Origin of the sequence: Tenacibaculum sp. UWU-22, from assembly GCF_041021355.1 — a bacterium.
Taxonomy (GTDB): Bacteria; Bacteroidota; Bacteroidia; order Flavobacteriales; family Flavobacteriaceae; genus Polaribacter.
In genome coordinates this window covers 146,175-164,255 of the sequence record NZ_JBFNGP010000004.1, presented here as the reverse complement: position 1 = coordinate 164,255, position 18,081 = coordinate 146,175, and the positions used below count along the sequence as shown (strand labels likewise).

Sequence of the window (18,081 nt, the reverse complement as noted above, 5' to 3'; positions counted from 1 at the left end):
AAGATAGTAAAATTGTAGATAAGCTGTTTATTTTTTAATAAACAAAAAAAAAACAGATTAAAAATAGTGCGTATATGATATAAGGTGTTTTTCATTATTATAGGCATTACTCTAAATTTAGTATTAACACCAAATACCGACTAACTAAATAATTTGATGCTTTTTGATATGTTAAAAAAAAGTTTAAATTTTTTGTAGCCTTTATTTTTAACGTAAATTCGCCTTTTCACAATAAAAACAAAACGGTTATACAAATGGTACAAACAAAAAAACGCACTACTTTAGCCATTATAGCATTTTCTTTTTTTTCAATTACTTTAACTTACGGACAAGCTGTTTTAAAGGGATTTGAATATGGAGATGTTACTGCTCCATCGGGCAACGAATGGCAATCTCCACAACGACTGGCTTTAAATAAAGAACAGCCTAAAGCTTATTTTTTCCCTTTTCAAGATGTAACGAGCGCTCGAAAAGTATTACCAGAGAATTCAACCTATTGGAAATCTCTAGACGGTAATTGGCAATTTCATTTTTCAAAAAATCCAGATGAGCGTCCTAAAGATTTTTATCAAACAGATTATAACACCACTGATTGGGATAAGGTGCCTGTTCCGCTTTCTTGGAATATTTATGGTATACAAAAAAATGGCGATTTAAAGTATGGTGTACCTGTTTATGTAAATCAACCCGTAATATTTTATCATAAAGTTGCTGTAGATGATTGGAGAAAAGGGGTAATGCGAACTCCACCTAAAGATTGGACGACTTATGAATATAGAAATGAAGTTGGTTCATTCCGTAAAGATTTTGATATTCCTGCCGATTGGAAAGATCGTGAAATTCTTCTAAATTTCGATGGGGTTGATTCTTTCTTTTATTTATGGATAAATGGCAAATATGTAGGTTTTTCAAAAAACTCTAGAAACTTGGCTAGCTTTAATATTACAAAGTATTTAAAAAAAGGAAAAAATACCGTTGCTGTTGAAGTATACCGTAACTCTGATGGTTCTTTCTTAGAATCGCAAGATATGTACCGTTTACCAGGTATTTTTAGAACCGTAGCCTTACAAGCTATTCCAAAAGTACATATCCGAGATTTAAATGTTATTCCTGATTTAGATGCTAATTATAAAGATGGCTCTTTAATTATAAATGCCGACATACGAAACCTTGATAACAAAACAGCTAGAAGACATAAATTAACCTATTCTTTGTATGCTAATAAACTTTATTCTGATGAAAATACTCGTGTAGAAGGCGCTACAATTAGTGCAAAAATTGGTACGGTTACTACTCAATCAGAAGTAAAAGCAAAAGAGGCAATATTAAAAGTTAATAATCCTAATAAATGGTCTGCCGAAAAACCTTATCGATATACACTAATTGCTGAACTTAAAGATAATAAAGGAAAAACGGTTGAAACAATTTCTACCATTGTTGGTTTTCGTAAAGTAGAACTTAAAAATACACTAGCAAAAGATGATGAATTTGGTTTAGCAGGACGGTATTTTTATGTAAATGGCAAAACCGTAAAACTAAGAGGAGTAAACCGTCATGAAAGTCATCCAGCTGTAGGTCATGCACTTACACGTAAAATGATGGAAGATGATATTATGTTAATGAAACGGGCAAACATCAATCATGTGCGAAATTCACACTACCCCGATGACCCATATTGGTACTTTCTTTGCGATAAATATGGTATTTATCTTGAAGATGAAGCTAATATAGAATCTCACGAGTATTATTATGGTGATGCTTCACTTTCTCATCCACCTGAATGGAAACCTGCCCACGTAGCAAGAGTAATGGAAATGGTACATGCTAATTATAATCATCCTTCTATTGTAATTTGGTCGTTGGGTAATGAAGCGGGTCCTGGAAAAAACTTTGTTGCCGCTTACGATGCATTAAAAAAGGTTGATCAATCTCGTCCAGTACAATACGAACGTAATAATAGTATTGTAGATATTGGCTCTAACCAATATCCATCGATTGCATGGATAAGAGGGGCAGTAAAAGGTACTTATAAAATTAAATATCCTTTTCACGTGTCAGAATATGCTCATTCAATGGGTAACGCTTGTGGTAATCTTGTAGATTATTGGGATGCCATGGAGTCTACTAACTACTTTATGGGAGGAGCTATTTGGGATTGGGTTGACCAATCGATGTATAATTACGACAAAAAAACAGGAACAAAATACCTTGCATACGGTGGTGATTTTGGTGATAAACCTAATAACGGACAATTTGTAATGAATGGTATTATTTTTGGAGATAGAGAGCTCAAACCTCAGTATTACGAGGTTAAAAAAGTATATCAAAATGTAGTCGTTAAAGATGTAGATGTTAAAAAAGGTAGTTTTAGTATTTTTAATAAATTTTACTTTAAAGATTTAAGTGATTATGAGGTTAGTTGGGTTTTAACGGAAGATGGCAAGCCTTTTACTTCTGTAAAAATTAATATTGATACCGTAAATCCACGTAGTAAAAAAGAAATTACCATTCCTTATAATTACAATGATTTAAAACCTGAATCAGAGTATTTTATTACAATTAAATTTTCACAAAAAAATAAACAACCTTGGGCAGAAAAAGGGTATGTTCAAGCTGAAGAGCAATTTTTAGTAAAATCGGCTTCAGAAAAACCCTCGATTGCCGTAATTTCAAAAACAGGAAACTCAGGTAAAGCTATATACACACCTGCTGTTGGAAATATTCAAACTGTTTCTGGTGATAATTTTGTAGTGAAATTTGATAAACAAACAGGTAGTATTTATAGTCTTCAATATGGTGAAAACAAAATTATTACCGACGCTAAAGGTCCACGTTTAAATGCATTTAGAGCCTTTGTAAATAATGATAACTGGGCATACGCCGCTTGGTTTGCTAATGGTTTACATAATTTAGTGCACAAAGCTGTAAGTAGTAACTTTAAACAAAACGATGATGGTACGGTTACGGTTGCTTTTAGTGTAATTTCACAGGCTCCTAATGCTGCAAAAATTTTAGGCGGAACTAGCTCTGGTAGAAATAAAATTGAAGAATTAACTAATCAAAAATTTGAATCATCTGATTTTAAATTTATAACCAACCAGATATATACGGTATATCCTGACGGATCGGTTGAATTACAATCGAGTATTACTTCTAATAAACCTAATCTGGTATTAGCAAAATTAGGTTATGTAATGAATGTGCCTGAGCAATTCTCTAACTACACCTATTACGGTCGTGGTCCTTATGATAATTATGCCGATCGTAAAGTAGGTTCATTAATGGGGCAATATAAATCAACTGTAGCAGATCAATTTGTAAACTTTCCGAAGCCTCAAGATATGGGTAACCGCGAAGATGTACGCTGGGTAGCCTTAACCAATAAAGCAGGAGAGGGAGCCGTATTTGTTTCTACACAAAACCATATGGCTACTTCGGCATTACAGTATTCTGCATTAGATTTTGTTTTAGCACCTCATCCTTATCAATTACCAAAAGCAGGAGATACTTATTTAGAATTAAATGAGGCGGTTACTGGATTAGGCGGTAATAGTTGCGGACAAGGCGCACCATTAGAAAACGATCGCGTTAAAGCAGTTCAAACTAATTTTGGTTTTATAATACGGCCTGCCAAAAAAGATTTAGCAGCGCAAGCAAACGTAAGTGCTGCGGGTAAAATGCCTTTAGCTATTGTACGAGGTTTCGATGGAAATTTAGAATTAAAATCGGCAAAAAATGATGCTATTAGCTATCGTATAAATAATGGAATTGTAAAAGAATATAATGCACCCATTCCGTTTCGTAAAGGAGGATTTGTTGAGGCATGGTTTACAAACGACTCTAGTAATAAGGTAAATTATACTTTTGCTAAAATGGAGACCGTACCTTTAACCGTAGTAAATGCCAGTAGCCAAGAAATAGGAAAAGAAGCTGATAAATTAATAGATGGCAACCCAACCACCTTTTGGCATACGATGTACTCTGTAACTGTAGCCAAGTATCCACATTGGATTGATTTTGATATGAGTGAGTATAAAACCATTAAAGGGTTTACGTATTTACCTCGTCAAAATAATTCAAAAGGTATGATAAAAGACTATAGTATTCAGGTTAGCGATAATGGTAAAGACTGGAAATATGTAATAGAAAAAGCCAGCTTTAAAAGAGGAACTACAATAAAAAAAGTACTGTTTGATAAACCTGTTAAAGCTAGATATATCCGTTTTACGGGGTTAAGTGAGCAAAATGGACGAGACTTTGCTTCAGGAGCAGAATTCTCTGTTCTAGAATAATTACGATAAAAAAAAAATAGATTTTTTAAACAGTTTAAAACCCCCAAACACAAACCAAAAATTATTTTTAGTAATTTTTGGTTTGTGTTTATATACAACATATCCAATTTTATCAAGCAATTTTTAAATCATTTCAAAAAAAGAGAGATACATTAAAAGAGCTATTCAATAAACAAGAATAAATATGTACTTTTGAAAGTCTAGTAAAGCTATGTATAATAACATAAATAAAAAGGTTTAAATTATTAGTTTCTAGAATATTTAGAAACCAACAACGAAGTTATATCTATCACCATAAAAATTGAATTACGAATTATTTATTGCAAAACGAATTATTGCTGGCAAAGAGTATAAAAATACGATTTCGTCGCCCATCATAAAAATAGCCATTATAGCAATTGCTTTGAGTATTATTATTATGCTTATTTCAATAGCAACGGGTGCGGGGTTACAATATAAAATTCAAGATAAACTTTCTGGGTTTAAAGGGCATATTCAAATTACAAATTACGATAATAATAACTCTGATGTTTCTTTAATACCTATTGATAAAAAGCAAGATTTTTATCCTAAATTTAAAACCATTGACGGCATAAAAAATGTACAAGTTTTTGCCAATAAAACAGGTTTAATACGTACGGGAAAAAGCTTTGAAGGCATTGTTTTTAAAGGGGTTTCTACCGATTATGACTGGTCGTTTTTTAAAGAATACTTAGTAAAGGGCAGGTTGCCAAATTTTAATCAAACTCGAAATAGAGAAGTACTTTTATCTCAGTATATTTTTGATAGATTACAACTAAAACTTAACGATACAATTACTGTTTTTTATATAAAAAATGCAGAAAGCAAGTTGCCTAAAACACGAAAATCAGTTATCGTTGGGGTATATAAAAGCGGCTTTGAAGAGTTTGATAAAAACATAGTAATTGGCGATATTAGAGAGGTACAGCGTTTAAATGGTTGGAATGAAAATCAAGTAGGAGGATTTGAAGTACTATTAAACGACTTTAATCAACTTAAAGAAAAAGGCGATGCTATTTATAAACATATTGGTTCTACTTTAAATTCTACAACGATTAAAGATAGTTATCCAGCTATATTTGAATGGATAAAGGTATTTTATAACAATGTATATATTATTATTGTTATTATGATATTTGTTGCAGGTATAAATATTATAACAGCTTTATTGGTATTGGTTATTGAACGAGTACAAATGGTTGGAGTTCTTAAAGCATTAGGGTGTTCGAATTGGAGTATTAGAAAAATATTTTTATACAATGCGTTATACCTTGTTTTATGGGGGCTTTTCTGGGGTAATTTAATAGGACTTTCGTTACTTTTTACTCAAAAATACTTTAAAATAATCAGTTTAAATCCTCAGACTTATTATGTAAGTACGGTACCCATTTATATAAGTTTTGATTACATTTTGTTTTTAAATGTTGGTACTTTGGTGTTATGCTTTTTAATGCTGATAATTCCGTCGTATATTATTACAAAAATATGCCCGTCAACATCAATAAAATTTGCTTAGCTTATTTTGCAGTAAGTCTTTATTTACAAATTAAAAAACTACAAGCCACCTAAAAATTGGGTATGGCTTAAAAAGAATTTATATTTGTATAGTTATGGGCAATTAATCAGAATGTTTGAAAATTTAGAATATAAAAAAAACGGATATGACCTTACTATGGAGGAATTGAAAAAATTCACTTCATTTTGCTTGGCATTGAAAAAAAGTGGAATAAGAACGAGAATGATATTTAGAGGCGAAAATTATCAAAGCCTTAAAGAAAAACTATCTCTATCCGGAGACAATGATTTTAACAAACTAAATAGTTTAATATTCTTAATAGGTGAAAAAGGAAGAGTCTATAGAAAAGAATATAAAAATAAAATTCTAAACAAGAAAAAAATACATTCCATTGATAGTGTCGAAATTGCTCTTTTTAAATATATTTTCAAAAAAACAAATTCTATTCTAATCAAGAATAAGGATAGAAAAGAAATATCCCATTTTATACAAACTAACAAAAAACTTAATCAGTACTTTTCGAATAAAGAAAATGTTAAAGATTTTACGAATAAAATTTCAATACTAAAAACGAAAGATGATAAAATCAAAATAAGAGATTATTATTTGAGTTTATTACATCAAATAGGTGGAATAGGATTTTATAACAATTCATTCTTTTTATCAACATCTAAGGATATAAAGATTGCTGAAAAATTTGCATCTAACAACAATAACTCTGAAAAAATAATATTTATTAGTTGGGTTAATTATCCTATCAATCGAATTGGTGTAAACTTGAACTATTTGAACAACTTTAAAAAAAATCTCGATGATATCGGTTTACCAAGTTATTCTAAATCATTTTTCCCTAAACAAAACGAAATTTCAATAAAAGGAGGTTTGTTACCTCAATATATCTTAGGTTATATTAGACCCGAAAGGAATGAGTTAATTATAAATCCTAATTTTTTTACAACAGAAAAGGAATTTCGACAAATAATTAAATATGGATTTGAAATTGACCAATCAAACTTTAATAATGCAATTATAGAAACTGATTACACAGGTTATTTCATCTTGGACGAAAATGATAGATATAGAGATATTAATTAAAAAATCCCATAACAAAGTATATAAAACATAGCTAATAAGGGCTAAACCAAATTACGACATCCTTTTATATAAAAAAACATCCCCCTTTGGCGGGCATCGAGCCTAAACTATTCACAACGTATGCTGAACGTAATTTGGCACTGCTTTTCAAACTCCCAATATAATAAATTTGACAAATAACGGTTGCCAAAGGCAACCTGTTGCCGAATCAATACTAGTGATTAACTATCAACACCCTAGTATATATCACTAGCATTGATTATTCAAATTTATTATATTTACTTTCTCAAAACAGAACTACGTTTAGCGCTTTGTTTACAGTTCAAAAAATGAAATACGCAAAAAACATATTAGAAACTATAGGAAATACACCTTTGGTAAAATTAAACTCGGTAACCAAAGAAATAGATGCTTTAGTACTTGCTAAAGTAGAAACCTTTAATCCTGGAAACTCAGCAAAAGATAGAATGGCATTAAAAATGATTGAAGATGCCGAGGCGGACGGAAGATTAAAACAAGGAGGAACAATTATTGAAGGAACTTCGGGTAATACAGGAATGGGATTAGCCTTAGCTGCAATTATAAAAGGGTATAAGTGTGTTTTTGTAATATCCGACAAACAATCAAAAGAAAAAATAGACATTTTACGGGCTGTTGGGGCAGAAGTCGTTGTTTGCCCAACAAATGTAGAACCAAATGATCCAAAATCGTATTACTCTGTTTCTAAACGTTTAGCAGAACAAACCCCTAATTCTTGGTATGTAAACCAATACGATAATCCGTCAAATACTATAGCACATTACGAACAAACAGGTCCTGAAATATGGCAACAAACAGAAGGTAAAATAACCCATTTTATTGTAGGTGTAGGTACTGGTGGAACTATTTCTGGAGTAGCAAAATACTTAAAAGAAAAAAATCCAAATATTAAGGTGTGGGGTATTGACACTTATGGCTCAGTATTTAAAAAATACCACGAAACGGGTATTTTTGATCAAAATGAAATTTATCCCTATATAACTGAAGGTATTGGAGAAGATATACTGCCTAAAAATGTTGATTTTTCATTAATAGATGGGTTTACCAAAGTAACGGATAAAGATGCTGCTGTTTTTACGCGTAAATTGGTTAAAGAAGAAGGTATATTTGTAGGTAATTCTGCTGGTGCTGCAGTAAAAGGAGTATTACAATTAAAAAAACATTTTACTAAAAACGATGTGGTAGTGGTACTTTTTCATGATCATGGCAGCAGATATGTAGCAAAAATGTTTAATGATGATTGGATGCGAGATCGAGGATTTTTAGACGAAAAAATTACGACAGCAGCAGATTTAATTAAAAATCACCTCGATAAACCCCTAATAACAGTTCAAACAGAAGAGTTAGTTTCGCATGCTATAGAACGAATGCGAAAATATAAAATATCGCAAATTCCGGTAAAAGATGTCGATGGGTTTGTGGGGTCGGTGGATGAAACAACGTTGCTGCATAGTTTTTTAAATGATAAAAATATTACTGAAAAACCCATTAAAGAAGTAATGGAAAAACCCTACCCAATAATTAAAAAATATATGCCTATTGAAAAAGTATCTAAACTGATAACTAAAAATAATGAAGCTGTTTTAGTTGATTTAGAAAACGGAGAATATTATATTATTACTAAATATGATATAATTAGTGCGATTTAAAATAGTACAATAAAAAAAGGTTACTTATATAAGTAACCTTTAAATTATTTATTTGAGTTTTATTATTTCTTACCAAAAAGGCCGCCTAATAAACCGCCTAATAAGCCACCGCTTTTTTGCCCGCTACTACTTCCGCCTAATACCATGCCTGCAACATCATCAATTATGCTACCATCACCATCAGCATCTAATATTTTTTCTAAAAACCCTTGTTCGGTTTTGGTTTTAGAACCACCTAGCAAACCTCCTAAAACCCCCATTAAATCGCTAGGTTGTTGTACGTTTTGTTGTTGAGATTGTTTACCTAAAACCCCCATTAAAATAGGTGCAGCAGTTTTTAAAATACTACCTACAGCGCCAGAGTCTAGATTTGTTTTTTGGCTAATTACTTGTTCAACACCCGTTTCCTTTTCACCTAAAATATGTCCTAATATTTTACTTCCATCATTCATTACGTCTTCACCAACACCTCCATTAAATAAATCTCCAAGATTATCTAAAATTCCTCCATCATGCTTTTTTAATGCTCCCATTAATCCTTCTGCTCCTTCTTGAGTTGAAGCATTGCGCTCCATTGCTTTCATTAAAACAGGTAAAGCCATTGTTAAAACGCTTCCTGTTTTTTGAGCGTCTTGCCCTGTAGAACCAGCTATGCCTGAGATAATCGATTTACCTATGTCGCTGTTTAATAAGTCTAAAATTCCTGCCATTTTTTTGTTATTTATTTTATTAATTATTTTGTATTTGTTACATACTATATATATGACCCAATGTACAAAATTAAAGTCACATAGTTAAAATTATTTTCTAAATAAAGAAAACATATCCTAATAGTATTTTTTATATTTACCCATTAACAAAAAAACACGATTAAAAACGAATGAAAAAACTCGCACTACATTGGCAAATATTATTAGGTATGGTGGTTGGAATTATTTTTGGTTTCATTGCCATTCAATTTGGTTGGAAAAACTTTGTTAGCAATTGGATTAATCCTTTCGGAACTATTTTTGTTAAGCTTTTAAAGTTAATTGCTGTACCATTAATTATTGCCTCACTTATTAAAGGTATTTCCGATTTAAAAGATATTTCTAAATTTAGAAATATTGGTGTGCGAACCATTTTTTTATACATAGCTACAACTATAGTTGCTATTACAATAGGCTTACTACTGGTAAATATTGTACAACCTGGAAAAGGAATTTCAGAAGAAACCATTTCTAAACTAACAAATACCTATGCAAATAGTAGTAGTGTACAAGGTAAAATTATTGAAGCGAGTAAACAAAAAAGCAGTGGTCCACTACAATTTTTGGTAGATATGGTACCTGATAATGCCATAAAAGCGATGGGTAATAATGCATCAATGCTTCAGGTAATTTTCTTTACCATTTTTTTTGGTATTTCTATGTTATTAATTGGCGAAAAAAGAGCAAAACCTTTGAAAAAGTTTTTTGACTCTTTAAACGAAGTCGTACTTAAAATGGTTGATTTAATAATGTTATTTGCTCCGTATGCAGTTTTTGCTTTATTGGCTAATGTGGTTGTATCTTCTAATGACCCTGATTTACTTGTAGCACTTTTAAAATATAGCCTAACGGTTGTTTTTGGACTTTTATTAATGATTGTTTTTTACATGGTTTTAATAAGTATTTTCACCAAAAAAAATCCACTATGGTTTTTAAAACAATTAAGTCCTGCTCAGTTATTAGCTTTTTCTACCAGTTCTAGTGCTGCCACTTTGCCCGTAACAATGGAACGTGTAGAAGAACACATTGGGGTTGATAAAGAAGTTTCGAGTTTTGTATTACCTGTTGGCGCTACTATTAATATGGACGGAACAAGTTTATACCAAGCTGTTGCAGCTGTTTTTATTGCACAAGCCTTAGGTTTCGATTTAACTTTTACCAATCAATTATTTATAATTTTAACCGCTTTATTAGCTTCAATAGGCTCTGCAGCTGTACCAGGAGCAGGTATGGTTATGTTGGTAATTGTTTTAGAATCAATAAGTTTTCCTGCAGATAAATTAGCCATTGGGTTGGCATTAATTTTTGCAGTAGATAGGCCGTTAGATATGTGTAGAACTGTAGTTAATGTAACGGGTGATGCAACGGTTTCTACATTGGTAGCAAAATCGATAGGAAAATTGCGAAAACCCAAACCTAAAAATTGGGATGATAATTACGATAGTGTAAAATAAACCTTGTAAAAATTTAGTTATGAATATGAATGTTTGTTTTTTAATGTATCCGTGGGATAGTATTAAACAACCAGAAAATGACACCTCTTTAACGCTCATTCATGAGTGTGTAAAAAGAGGGCATGGGGTAGCTATTTGTTCTCCTTCGAATTTAACGATTAGAAATAGTATAACAAATGTCTTTTGTACTATTATTAATAGAATGGAAAAAGTACCCTCGAATATAAAATCGTTTTATAAAAAAGCCTCTACTCGAGAAGAAATGCTTCCTTTAGCTGGTTTTGATGTGGTTTTTATGCGAGCCGAACCTCCTTTAGATCCATTAATGCTCAATTTTTTAGATTCTGTTAAAGACGATGTATTTATTATTAATTCTGTTCGTGGCATGCGAGAAGCAAATAATAAATTATATACCGCCGTTTTTGAAGACCCTAATAACGAAATAATTCCCGTTACACACGTATCTAAAAATAAAGATTATTTAGTGCAAATGATTGAAGAATCGCCATCCGATAAAATGATTTTAAAACCCCTAAATGGGTTTGGTGGCTCAGGAGTTATTTTGATAGAAAAATCGGCGATGGGTAATATTAATTCGCTTTTAGATTTTTATATTAATAAAGGAGAAGGTGGTTCAGATTATGTTATTTTACAAGAATATATTGAAGGTGCCGAAAAAGGAGACGTTCGAATTCTTCTTTTAAATGGTATCCCCATTGGTGCAATGCGAAGAATTCCGAGTGAAAAAGATCACCGATCAAATGTTTCGGCAGGAGGGTCTGTAGCAAAACATAAACTTACAACTCAAGAAAAAACACTGTGTAAAAAAATTGGACCAAAATTGGTAAAAGATGGATTATACTTTGTTGGTATCGATGTTATTGGCGGTAAATTAGTAGAGGTAAATGTTATGAGCCCTGGAGGTATTACTTACATGAATAAAGTTTATAAAACTCGCGTTCAAGAAAAAGTAATTGATTTTATAGAAAGTAAACACTTAGAAAGAAATGCGGCTTTTATACGAAAGTCAGACTTAAAACGATTAGTAAACAAAGCTTAATTAAAAAATGCTAAAAATTACCAGTCCTATAGTATCAGCTAAATGGTTGCATCAAAATATTGATGCCGAAAACCTAATTATTCTCGACGCAACCATTTCTAAAGTAACTTCAAAAAACGCAACAGAAAACACAAATACTTTAAAAATAGAAAAAGCTATTTTTTTCGATTTAAAAACTGTTTTTTCACAACAAAATGCCCCTTACCCAAATACCATTTTGTCTGCAGCAGCTTTTGAAAAAGCGGCACAAGCTATTGGTATAAACACCAATAGCTGTATTGTAGTGTATGATAATTTAGGAGTATATTCTTCTCCCAGAGTTTGGTGGATGTTTACGCTTATGGGGTTTACTAACATTGCTGTTTTAGATGGGGGATTACCCGAGTGGAAAAAAAATGGATTTCCTTTAGAAGAAATGTTACCAACAAAAAAAACTATTAAAAAAGGAAATTTTAAAGTTACTTACCATCAAAATAAGATAAAAACAACCCAACAAGTTCTATCAGCTATTAATGACGAGCAAATAGTAATTGTAGATGCCCGTTCAGCAGGTCGATTTAATGCGAGTGAACCCGAACCTAGAAAAGACATTAGAAGTGGGCATATCCCTAACTCGATAAATCTACCTTATCAAAATTTACAAATAAACGGGCAAATGAAATCGATAAAAGAATTAAAAGAAATCGTAAAAAAAATAAATCCCGATAAAAAAGAAATGATATTTTCATGTGGTTCAGGTATTACAGCATGTATTTTAGCCTTAGGCACATCGCTTGCCGGATATACTAATTATGCGGTTTACGACGGTTCATGGACCGAATGGGGAAGTAGAAAAGAATTACCAATTGAAAAATAATAATGATGATAAATAATAATTGGACAAAAGATGAATTTACCGCCTATGTTTTAATATATGCGGCTCAAAGTAATTATGTAGAAACCGAAGAAGAAAGTGCTTATATTTTATCAAAAGTAAATGAAAAAGCTGTTGAAAAAATGCATGAAGAAATAGCCCGAGATAATGATTTTCAATCAGCAGAAAAAATACAACAATATTTGCTAGAAAACAGCTATTCTCAGGCAGATAAAGAGAATTTAATTACCGAAATTAAAGAAGTTTTTTTTGCTGATGGCTCTGTAGATATTTTAGAGAAAAATCTTTTTTTATACCTAAAAAAAATTTTGAATTAACTTGTGCCGTAAATCTATAGTTATGAAAAAATTAGCTGTCGATGAAATAATAGCAAAAATTAAAAACGAAGAAGTTTTTGAGGCCGTAAGTAACGACTATTCGTTTACTATTAAAATAGAAAAGTATGTGCCTTATGTTTGTGGTGCGGTACACGATGGGCATCAATTTAGAAAAGAACTTTGGAAAAATTGTACTCATACCGAATACGAACGATGGTACGAGGAAGACCCTGCTACAAAAGAAATGATAAAAAATCATTCTATTGTTATTGCAGGCTGTGATTCTCGTTTTGAATACGACTTAAACAGAGCACCTGAAACGGCTATTTATAATGATGCTTGGGGCAAAAAATTATGGTATAATACGTTACCCCAAACCATGCGTGAAAAAAGCTTACATAAACATTCAAATTTTTATAAAGTAGTAGAAGCCTTATTAACCAAATTAGAAACGCTATTTGGAGTATGTGTAGTATACGATATGCATTCGTATAACTGGAAACGCTGGGATAGAGAAGTGCCTACATGGAATATAGGAACAGCTAATGTAGACACCAATCGGTTTAAAAATGATATTGAACTATGGAGAAGCATACTAGAAAAAACGCCACTATCTAACAGTATAAAATCAACTTCAAAAATTAACGACACCTTTAAAGGAAACGGGTACTTTTTAAAGTTTATTACTCAAAAATTTAAAAACACCTTAGTTTTAGCAACAGAAATTGCTAAGATATATTGCAATGAATCAACACAAATAATGTATCCTGAAGTAGTTGTTGCAATAGAAAAATATTTGCATACCGAATTAAAAAACCATGCAGCTATTTTTTATCAAAAGCATAAGTCTTAGCTTTGCCTTTTTTTAGCTCAATTTTATTGAGTTGTTTGCTAAAACAAACATTATTTGATTGTTTTTAGTATATTAACCTGTAAAAATTAAACAATAACTTAAATTTATTTGTGTGAAAAATACTTCGGTAGCTTGTCAAACCCTTTTTAAAATAGATAACTACTTAGATAGCTTAGTTAAAAAAATTGAGCTGTTAAACTACGTAAATCCTTTAAATATAGAAGAGGAAAAACAGCGATTTTTTGCTTCAAAATATTTAATAGAGCCTAAATTTATATACCCAACACGCAATTTTGACAAGTTTAAACTACATCGCGAATTTTTTACACAACCCATTGAATTAATACAAGATCAGCACCTACGAAATTTGTACGAAGAGGTTATTTATTTTTATTCGGGTATTATACAGTGTATTGAAACTGTTGGCGAAACTAAAAAATTTTACTACAACAACCTTCGTTCGTTCGGTACACCAACCGAAACAGATGTAGAAAATGCTAAGTTTATTTTACATTTCAATGATGAAAATGAAAATTCGGCTATTTTTAAACCCAAATATACCCCGCAACAAGCCGAAGAAATTTTTAGAACATACTCTAAAAAATACAATTTTACTTATCAAATTAAACATTCTAAAACAATGAGTGCCATTGCTATGGTTTTAAACAATATTCAAACTTTAGCAATTAATAGCCATCACATATTTTCAGAAAATGAAATGGCTATTTTAACCAATCACGAAATTGGGGTACATATGGTTACAACTATGAATGGTTTATTACAACCACTAAAAATATTTTCGCATGGTTTTCCTAATAATATTGAAACTCAAGAGGGGTTGGCTGTTTTTAGCGAATATATGTCAGGAAACTTAACCGTTAAAAGATTAAAAGAGTTAGCATATAGAGTACTAGCGGTAAATAGCTTATCTAAAGGGTATTCTTTTTCAAAAACCTTTAGACTTTTACATAACGCCTATGATTTAGAAAAACATCAAGCTTTTGGCATTACCCTTAGAGCTCATCGGGGAGGGGGCTTTACAAAAGATTACCTGTATTTAACAGGGCTTAAAAAAGTATACGATTATTACCATGCTAAACAAGATTTAGGATTATTATTAGTTGGTAAAGTATCGTTAGATTTTGTAGACGATATTGGTTACTTGATTGATAAAAATTACGCTGTGCCACCTAAATATTATACCGATTCATATCATCAAAATAACAACAATAATAAAACAATTGATTTTATATTAAAAAATTTACGATGAAATAGGAGTGTAAGTTTTGTAACTTTGGTTAACATAAACACCATTTTCTGTTTTTACAATAAAAAAAAGCGACTTAGTTAATAAGCCGCTTTTTTTATAAGTTTGTTTTAAGTTTATTTTTTATTAAACTTATCTAATATTTTTTGCATTTGTTTACCTGCCGCTTCACGACCACCTAAACCAAATGACAATACTACTGTTAAGGCAACAGCACCAAGTGTAATACCGAAAGCTAAGTTTATAATATCATCGGCAATGCCCATTCTACGTAAACCAATAGCTAAAAATATGGCTAAAATAGCAACTTTAATAATGCTAGCTACAAAGGGATTATTATCACTTTTTAAGAAATTATTAGAAGCAATATTTGCTACCCAATTACCAACAGCTAAAATTACTAATCCTAATAAAATATTACCGCCCAAATTAACTATGGTATTCATAATTTCAGAAAGTTTACTAAACTCTAATTTATCTATAGCGGTCATTAAACCAAATAGAATAATAAAAGCAAAAACAATATTAGCAATTAACTTTTCAAAATTTGCTTTACCAGCTATAGCGTTTAAACCTGCGTGTTGCATAATTTCATTTAAGTTTATACTGTCTAATAAATCTTTAATAAGACCACTTAAAAATTTACCACCTACTACAAAAATTAATAAAATTAACGAAGCTACAAGTATACGAGGAATTGCATCAAAGAAGCTTTGCAACATATCGGTAGCTGGTTCAGATATTGAATTGATACCTGAAATGTTTAAAGCTGCAATTAAAAAAGGAATAAATATAAAAATAAATACAACCTTCTTTAAAACAGTTACCAAATTAATGTTTTCAGGCAATCGTAATTTAGGAGCAATTTTTTGAATGGTATCACCCGATAGCTCAACTAATTCAGCCACAATGTTAGCTAACATATAGCCAATATAGCCTACTAATCCTGCGCCAACTAATTTGGGTATGTATCCCGTAAATCCGTTAAGTAAATTTTTAACAGGGTCTAAAACACTGGTTAGTTCTAATTTTTCTAGGGCTACCATAAACACAAAAATCGTAACTAAAAAGTAAACAAGCTTAGAAATTAAATCGCCAATATTTACTTTGTTGTTTTTTAAAGATTTGCCTAAGCCAACCCTTTTTAACATATTTTTAGTTAGTCTTTTTAGTATCCCTGCAACAAACCATCCTAAAATGATAATAATTAATGCACTAATTGGTTTTCCAAAAGAACCTGTAATTTGATTGTACGTTTGTAAAATTTGATCCATTGTTGATTTTTTTTGTTAAAATTATATATTTTTTTGACCCTCTAATTTAATGAAAGTCACTATTATGAGTATGAATTAATTTAAAAAATTTACAAGAATAGTATATAAATAAAAAAGCCTGCTTAATTTAAGCAGGCTTAGTATTTTAACACAAAAAAAATACTACAATTATTTGTTAATCCAAAGAATAGTATTTAAATTATCTTTGCCTTGCTCAGCAATAGCGGCATCATAATTTGCCTGGTTTAAAGGTCGTGCGTCAGTAGAGTATGCCTGTCTTTGAGGAATATCTGTTGTATCATCATACATAAATGATGGTGGTGCTAATGCAATTTTACTCTCAGTATTCATTGCTTTAGCTCTTCTCCATTCTGCCCAGCTATTGTAGCCTTGTAAAAATTGTGACACCCATCTTTCATAAGCAATATCTGAAATATCAGCATAAGGTTTTAAGGCAATGTACGCAGCAGCATCCGTAGCATCTACTCCCCATTGATCCATAGAGGCTTGTATACCATTATTGTACCATGTAGCGGTGTCTTCGGTTGTCCATTTTAACCCTCCATTACCAGCTTCTGCTCTTGCAAAGCATACTTCGGCATAGGTAAAAATCATTAAAGGAGCATCTCCTTTATCAATAATATCACTGGTTATAAAAGAATAGTTTTCTATGTGAGGATTGGCTTTTCCATAAATCGCTCCAGCATATTCTGAGCCGCTAGAAGACAATTGTGCCATTTTAGGAAGTCTAGGGTCTTGTGGAAGGGTACTTGTGCCTGAACCGATTAACTTATTAACAAATGTGTTACTCATTAAATAATCAGCTCTAGTTTCAAAACGATCTTGCCAAGGGTTATCATTACTGTCGTCTAACAAATAGGTATATTTTAAGTTTTCAGAAACAGAAGAAATCCCTTTGGTATAGGCTTCTAAAAACTTTTCTTTACCCGTAGCTGGATCTGCTTTTGCTAATCTTAATCCCATAATCATTTTAAGCGTATTTCCAAATTTAGCCCAAGTAGCCATATCACCACCAAAAAGAATATCTCCAGTAGGGCCATCAGTAGCGGTCATTGAACCAAGTGCTTGATCAATAAGCTCAAAAACACCATTGTAAATTTCTTGTTGTGTATCATATTTAGGAAAAGGAATTTCTAAACCTTTATTTGCTTCAGAAAAAGGTAACATTCCCCATCTATCTGTCATAATAAAGTAAAAATAACCTTTTAATAATTTTGCAACAGCAATTTGATTGGCATTAGAACCATTTGCTTGTGCAGCTACTTTGGTAGCTGCATCTTGATTCAACTTAATAATTCTATCAAGATTTGTAATATAATCAAATTTAGGTGAAAAGTTAAAAACTGAATATTGAGTTGCTTCTGGATAATCTGACTTTGAAAGGTATTGCACATACAAAACGGGATTTGGGTCAGCAAGTATATTACTTACTGATCTTTGAACATCTGTTAGTATTAATGCGGTTGAAGCATTACCAGTACCTGGTTCACTTGGGTCTACGTTTGTATCGCCAAAATCTACGGTATTACAAGCTGAAAATGATAAGGCAACAGCTAGTAATAAAATTAATTTGTTTTTATATTTTTTCATTTTATGCCGA

Annotated in this window: 13 protein-coding genes; 10 read left to right on the top strand and 3 right to left on the bottom strand. The window is 31.4% G+C overall.

Annotation, left to right across the window (positions count from 1 at the left end):
- The first annotated feature begins 254 nt into the window (after nucleotides 1-254).
- The 4 genes from AB2B44_RS08400 to AB2B44_RS08385 all read left to right on the top strand — a co-directional run bounded on the left by AB2B44_RS08400 (nucleotide 255) and on the right by AB2B44_RS08385 (nucleotide 8,612).
- Nucleotides 255-4,292 carry a glycoside hydrolase family 2 TIM barrel-domain containing protein gene (locus tag AB2B44_RS08400; protein WP_369049130.1) on the top strand — a complete coding sequence of 1,346 codons (4,038 nt, stop codon included), beginning with the start codon at nucleotides 255-257 and terminating at the stop codon, nucleotides 4,290-4,292.
- Between the two features lie 301 nt (nucleotides 4,293-4,593).
- Nucleotides 4,594-5,829 carry an ABC transporter permease gene (locus tag AB2B44_RS08395; protein ID WP_369049129.1) on the top strand — a complete coding sequence of 412 codons (1,236 nt, stop codon included), beginning with the start codon at nucleotides 4,594-4,596 and terminating at the stop codon, nucleotides 5,827-5,829.
- Between the two features lie 111 nt (nucleotides 5,830-5,940).
- On the top strand, nucleotides 5,941-6,924 hold the full coding sequence (locus AB2B44_RS08390; protein WP_369049128.1) for a hypothetical protein: 984 nt from the start codon (nucleotides 5,941-5,943) through the stop codon (nucleotides 6,922-6,924).
- A 329-nt stretch (nucleotides 6,925-7,253) separates the two neighbouring features.
- Nucleotides 7,254-8,612, top strand: a complete 1,359-nt coding sequence (locus AB2B44_RS08385) for a pyridoxal-phosphate dependent enzyme (protein WP_369049127.1) — start codon at nucleotides 7,254-7,256, stop codon at nucleotides 8,610-8,612.
- 62 nt (nucleotides 8,613-8,674) lie between these two features.
- Here AB2B44_RS08385 and AB2B44_RS08380 read toward each other — a convergent pair whose 3' ends face one another.
- Nucleotides 8,675-9,322: a DUF937 domain-containing protein gene (locus tag AB2B44_RS08380; RefSeq protein ID WP_369049126.1), complete on the bottom strand. Its 648-nt coding sequence runs from the start codon at nucleotides 9,320-9,322 to the stop codon at nucleotides 8,675-8,677.
- Between the two features lie 170 nt (nucleotides 9,323-9,492).
- On the opposite strand from AB2B44_RS08380, the gene AB2B44_RS08375 reads away from it, so the two are divergent.
- The 6 genes from AB2B44_RS08375 (at nucleotide 9,493) to AB2B44_RS08350 (ending at nucleotide 15,189) form a co-directional block, all read left to right on the top strand.
- Nucleotides 9,493-10,815 carry a dicarboxylate/amino acid:cation symporter gene (locus AB2B44_RS08375; protein ID WP_369049125.1) on the top strand — a complete coding sequence of 441 codons (1,323 nt, stop codon included), beginning with the start codon at nucleotides 9,493-9,495 and terminating at the stop codon, nucleotides 10,813-10,815.
- Nucleotides 10,816-10,840: 25 nt separating this feature from the next.
- Nucleotides 10,841-11,875 (top strand): glutathione synthase, encoded by a 1,035-nt coding sequence (gene gshB, locus AB2B44_RS08370; RefSeq protein ID WP_369049124.1) that lies wholly within the window; start codon nucleotides 10,841-10,843, stop codon nucleotides 11,873-11,875.
- A gap of 7 nt (nucleotides 11,876-11,882) precedes the next feature.
- The gene (locus tag AB2B44_RS08365) at nucleotides 11,883-12,731 is read left to right on the top strand and encodes a sulfurtransferase (RefSeq protein WP_369049123.1); all 849 of its coding nucleotides are present in this window, start codon (nucleotides 11,883-11,885) and stop codon (nucleotides 12,729-12,731) included.
- Nucleotides 12,732-12,733: 2 nt separating this feature from the next.
- A complete protein-coding gene (locus AB2B44_RS08360) occupies nucleotides 12,734-13,066 on the top strand; it encodes a hypothetical protein (protein ID WP_369049122.1) in 333 nt (110 codons plus the stop codon).
- 22 nt (nucleotides 13,067-13,088) lie between these two features.
- Nucleotides 13,089-13,919, top strand: a complete 831-nt coding sequence (locus tag AB2B44_RS08355; RefSeq protein WP_369049121.1) for an N-formylglutamate amidohydrolase — start codon at nucleotides 13,089-13,091, stop codon at nucleotides 13,917-13,919.
- Between the two features lie 112 nt (nucleotides 13,920-14,031).
- On the top strand, nucleotides 14,032-15,189 hold the full coding sequence (locus AB2B44_RS08350) for a flavohemoglobin expression-modulating QEGLA motif protein (protein WP_369049120.1): 1,158 nt from the start codon (nucleotides 14,032-14,034) through the stop codon (nucleotides 15,187-15,189).
- 113 nt (nucleotides 15,190-15,302) lie between these two features.
- Here AB2B44_RS08350 and AB2B44_RS08345 read toward each other — a convergent pair whose 3' ends face one another.
- Together AB2B44_RS08345 and AB2B44_RS08340 are read right to left on the bottom strand one after the other, a co-directional pair.
- Nucleotides 15,303-16,460, bottom strand: a complete 1,158-nt coding sequence (locus tag AB2B44_RS08345) for a mechanosensitive ion channel (protein WP_369049119.1) — start codon at nucleotides 16,458-16,460, stop codon at nucleotides 15,303-15,305.
- A gap of 168 nt (nucleotides 16,461-16,628) precedes the next feature.
- Nucleotides 16,629-18,071, bottom strand: coding sequence for a SusD/RagB family nutrient-binding outer membrane lipoprotein (locus AB2B44_RS08340; protein WP_369049118.1), 1,443 nt, complete (start codon nucleotides 18,069-18,071; stop codon nucleotides 16,629-16,631).
- Between the last annotated feature and the right edge of the window lie 10 nt (nucleotides 18,072-18,081).

Coding starts and splice junctions, on each gene's coding strand:
- AB2B44_RS08360 (WP_369049122.1), top strand. CDS start 12,734: ATGATGATAAATAATAATTGGACAAAAGATGAATTTACCGCCTATGTT.
- AB2B44_RS08380 (WP_369049126.1), bottom strand. CDS start 9,322: ATGGCAGGAATTTTAGACTTATTAAACAGCGACATAGGTAAATCGATT.
- AB2B44_RS08355 (WP_369049121.1), top strand. CDS start 13,089: ATGAAAAAATTAGCTGTCGATGAAATAATAGCAAAAATTAAAAACGAA.
- AB2B44_RS08400 (WP_369049130.1), top strand. CDS start 255: ATGGTACAAACAAAAAAACGCACTACTTTAGCCATTATAGCATTTTCT.
- AB2B44_RS08390 (WP_369049128.1), top strand. CDS start 5,941: ATGTTTGAAAATTTAGAATATAAAAAAAACGGATATGACCTTACTATG.
- AB2B44_RS08345 (WP_369049119.1), bottom strand. CDS start 16,460: ATGGATCAAATTTTACAAACGTACAATCAAATTACAGGTTCTTTTGGA.
- AB2B44_RS08385 (WP_369049127.1), top strand. CDS start 7,254: ATGAAATACGCAAAAAACATATTAGAAACTATAGGAAATACACCTTTG.
- AB2B44_RS08365 (WP_369049123.1), top strand. CDS start 11,883: ATGCTAAAAATTACCAGTCCTATAGTATCAGCTAAATGGTTGCATCAA.
- AB2B44_RS08340 (WP_369049118.1), bottom strand. CDS start 18,071: ATGAAAAAATATAAAAACAAATTAATTTTATTACTAGCTGTTGCCTTA.
- gshB (WP_369049124.1), top strand. CDS start 10,841: ATGAATGTTTGTTTTTTAATGTATCCGTGGGATAGTATTAAACAACCA.
- AB2B44_RS08375 (WP_369049125.1), top strand. CDS start 9,493: ATGAAAAAACTCGCACTACATTGGCAAATATTATTAGGTATGGTGGTT.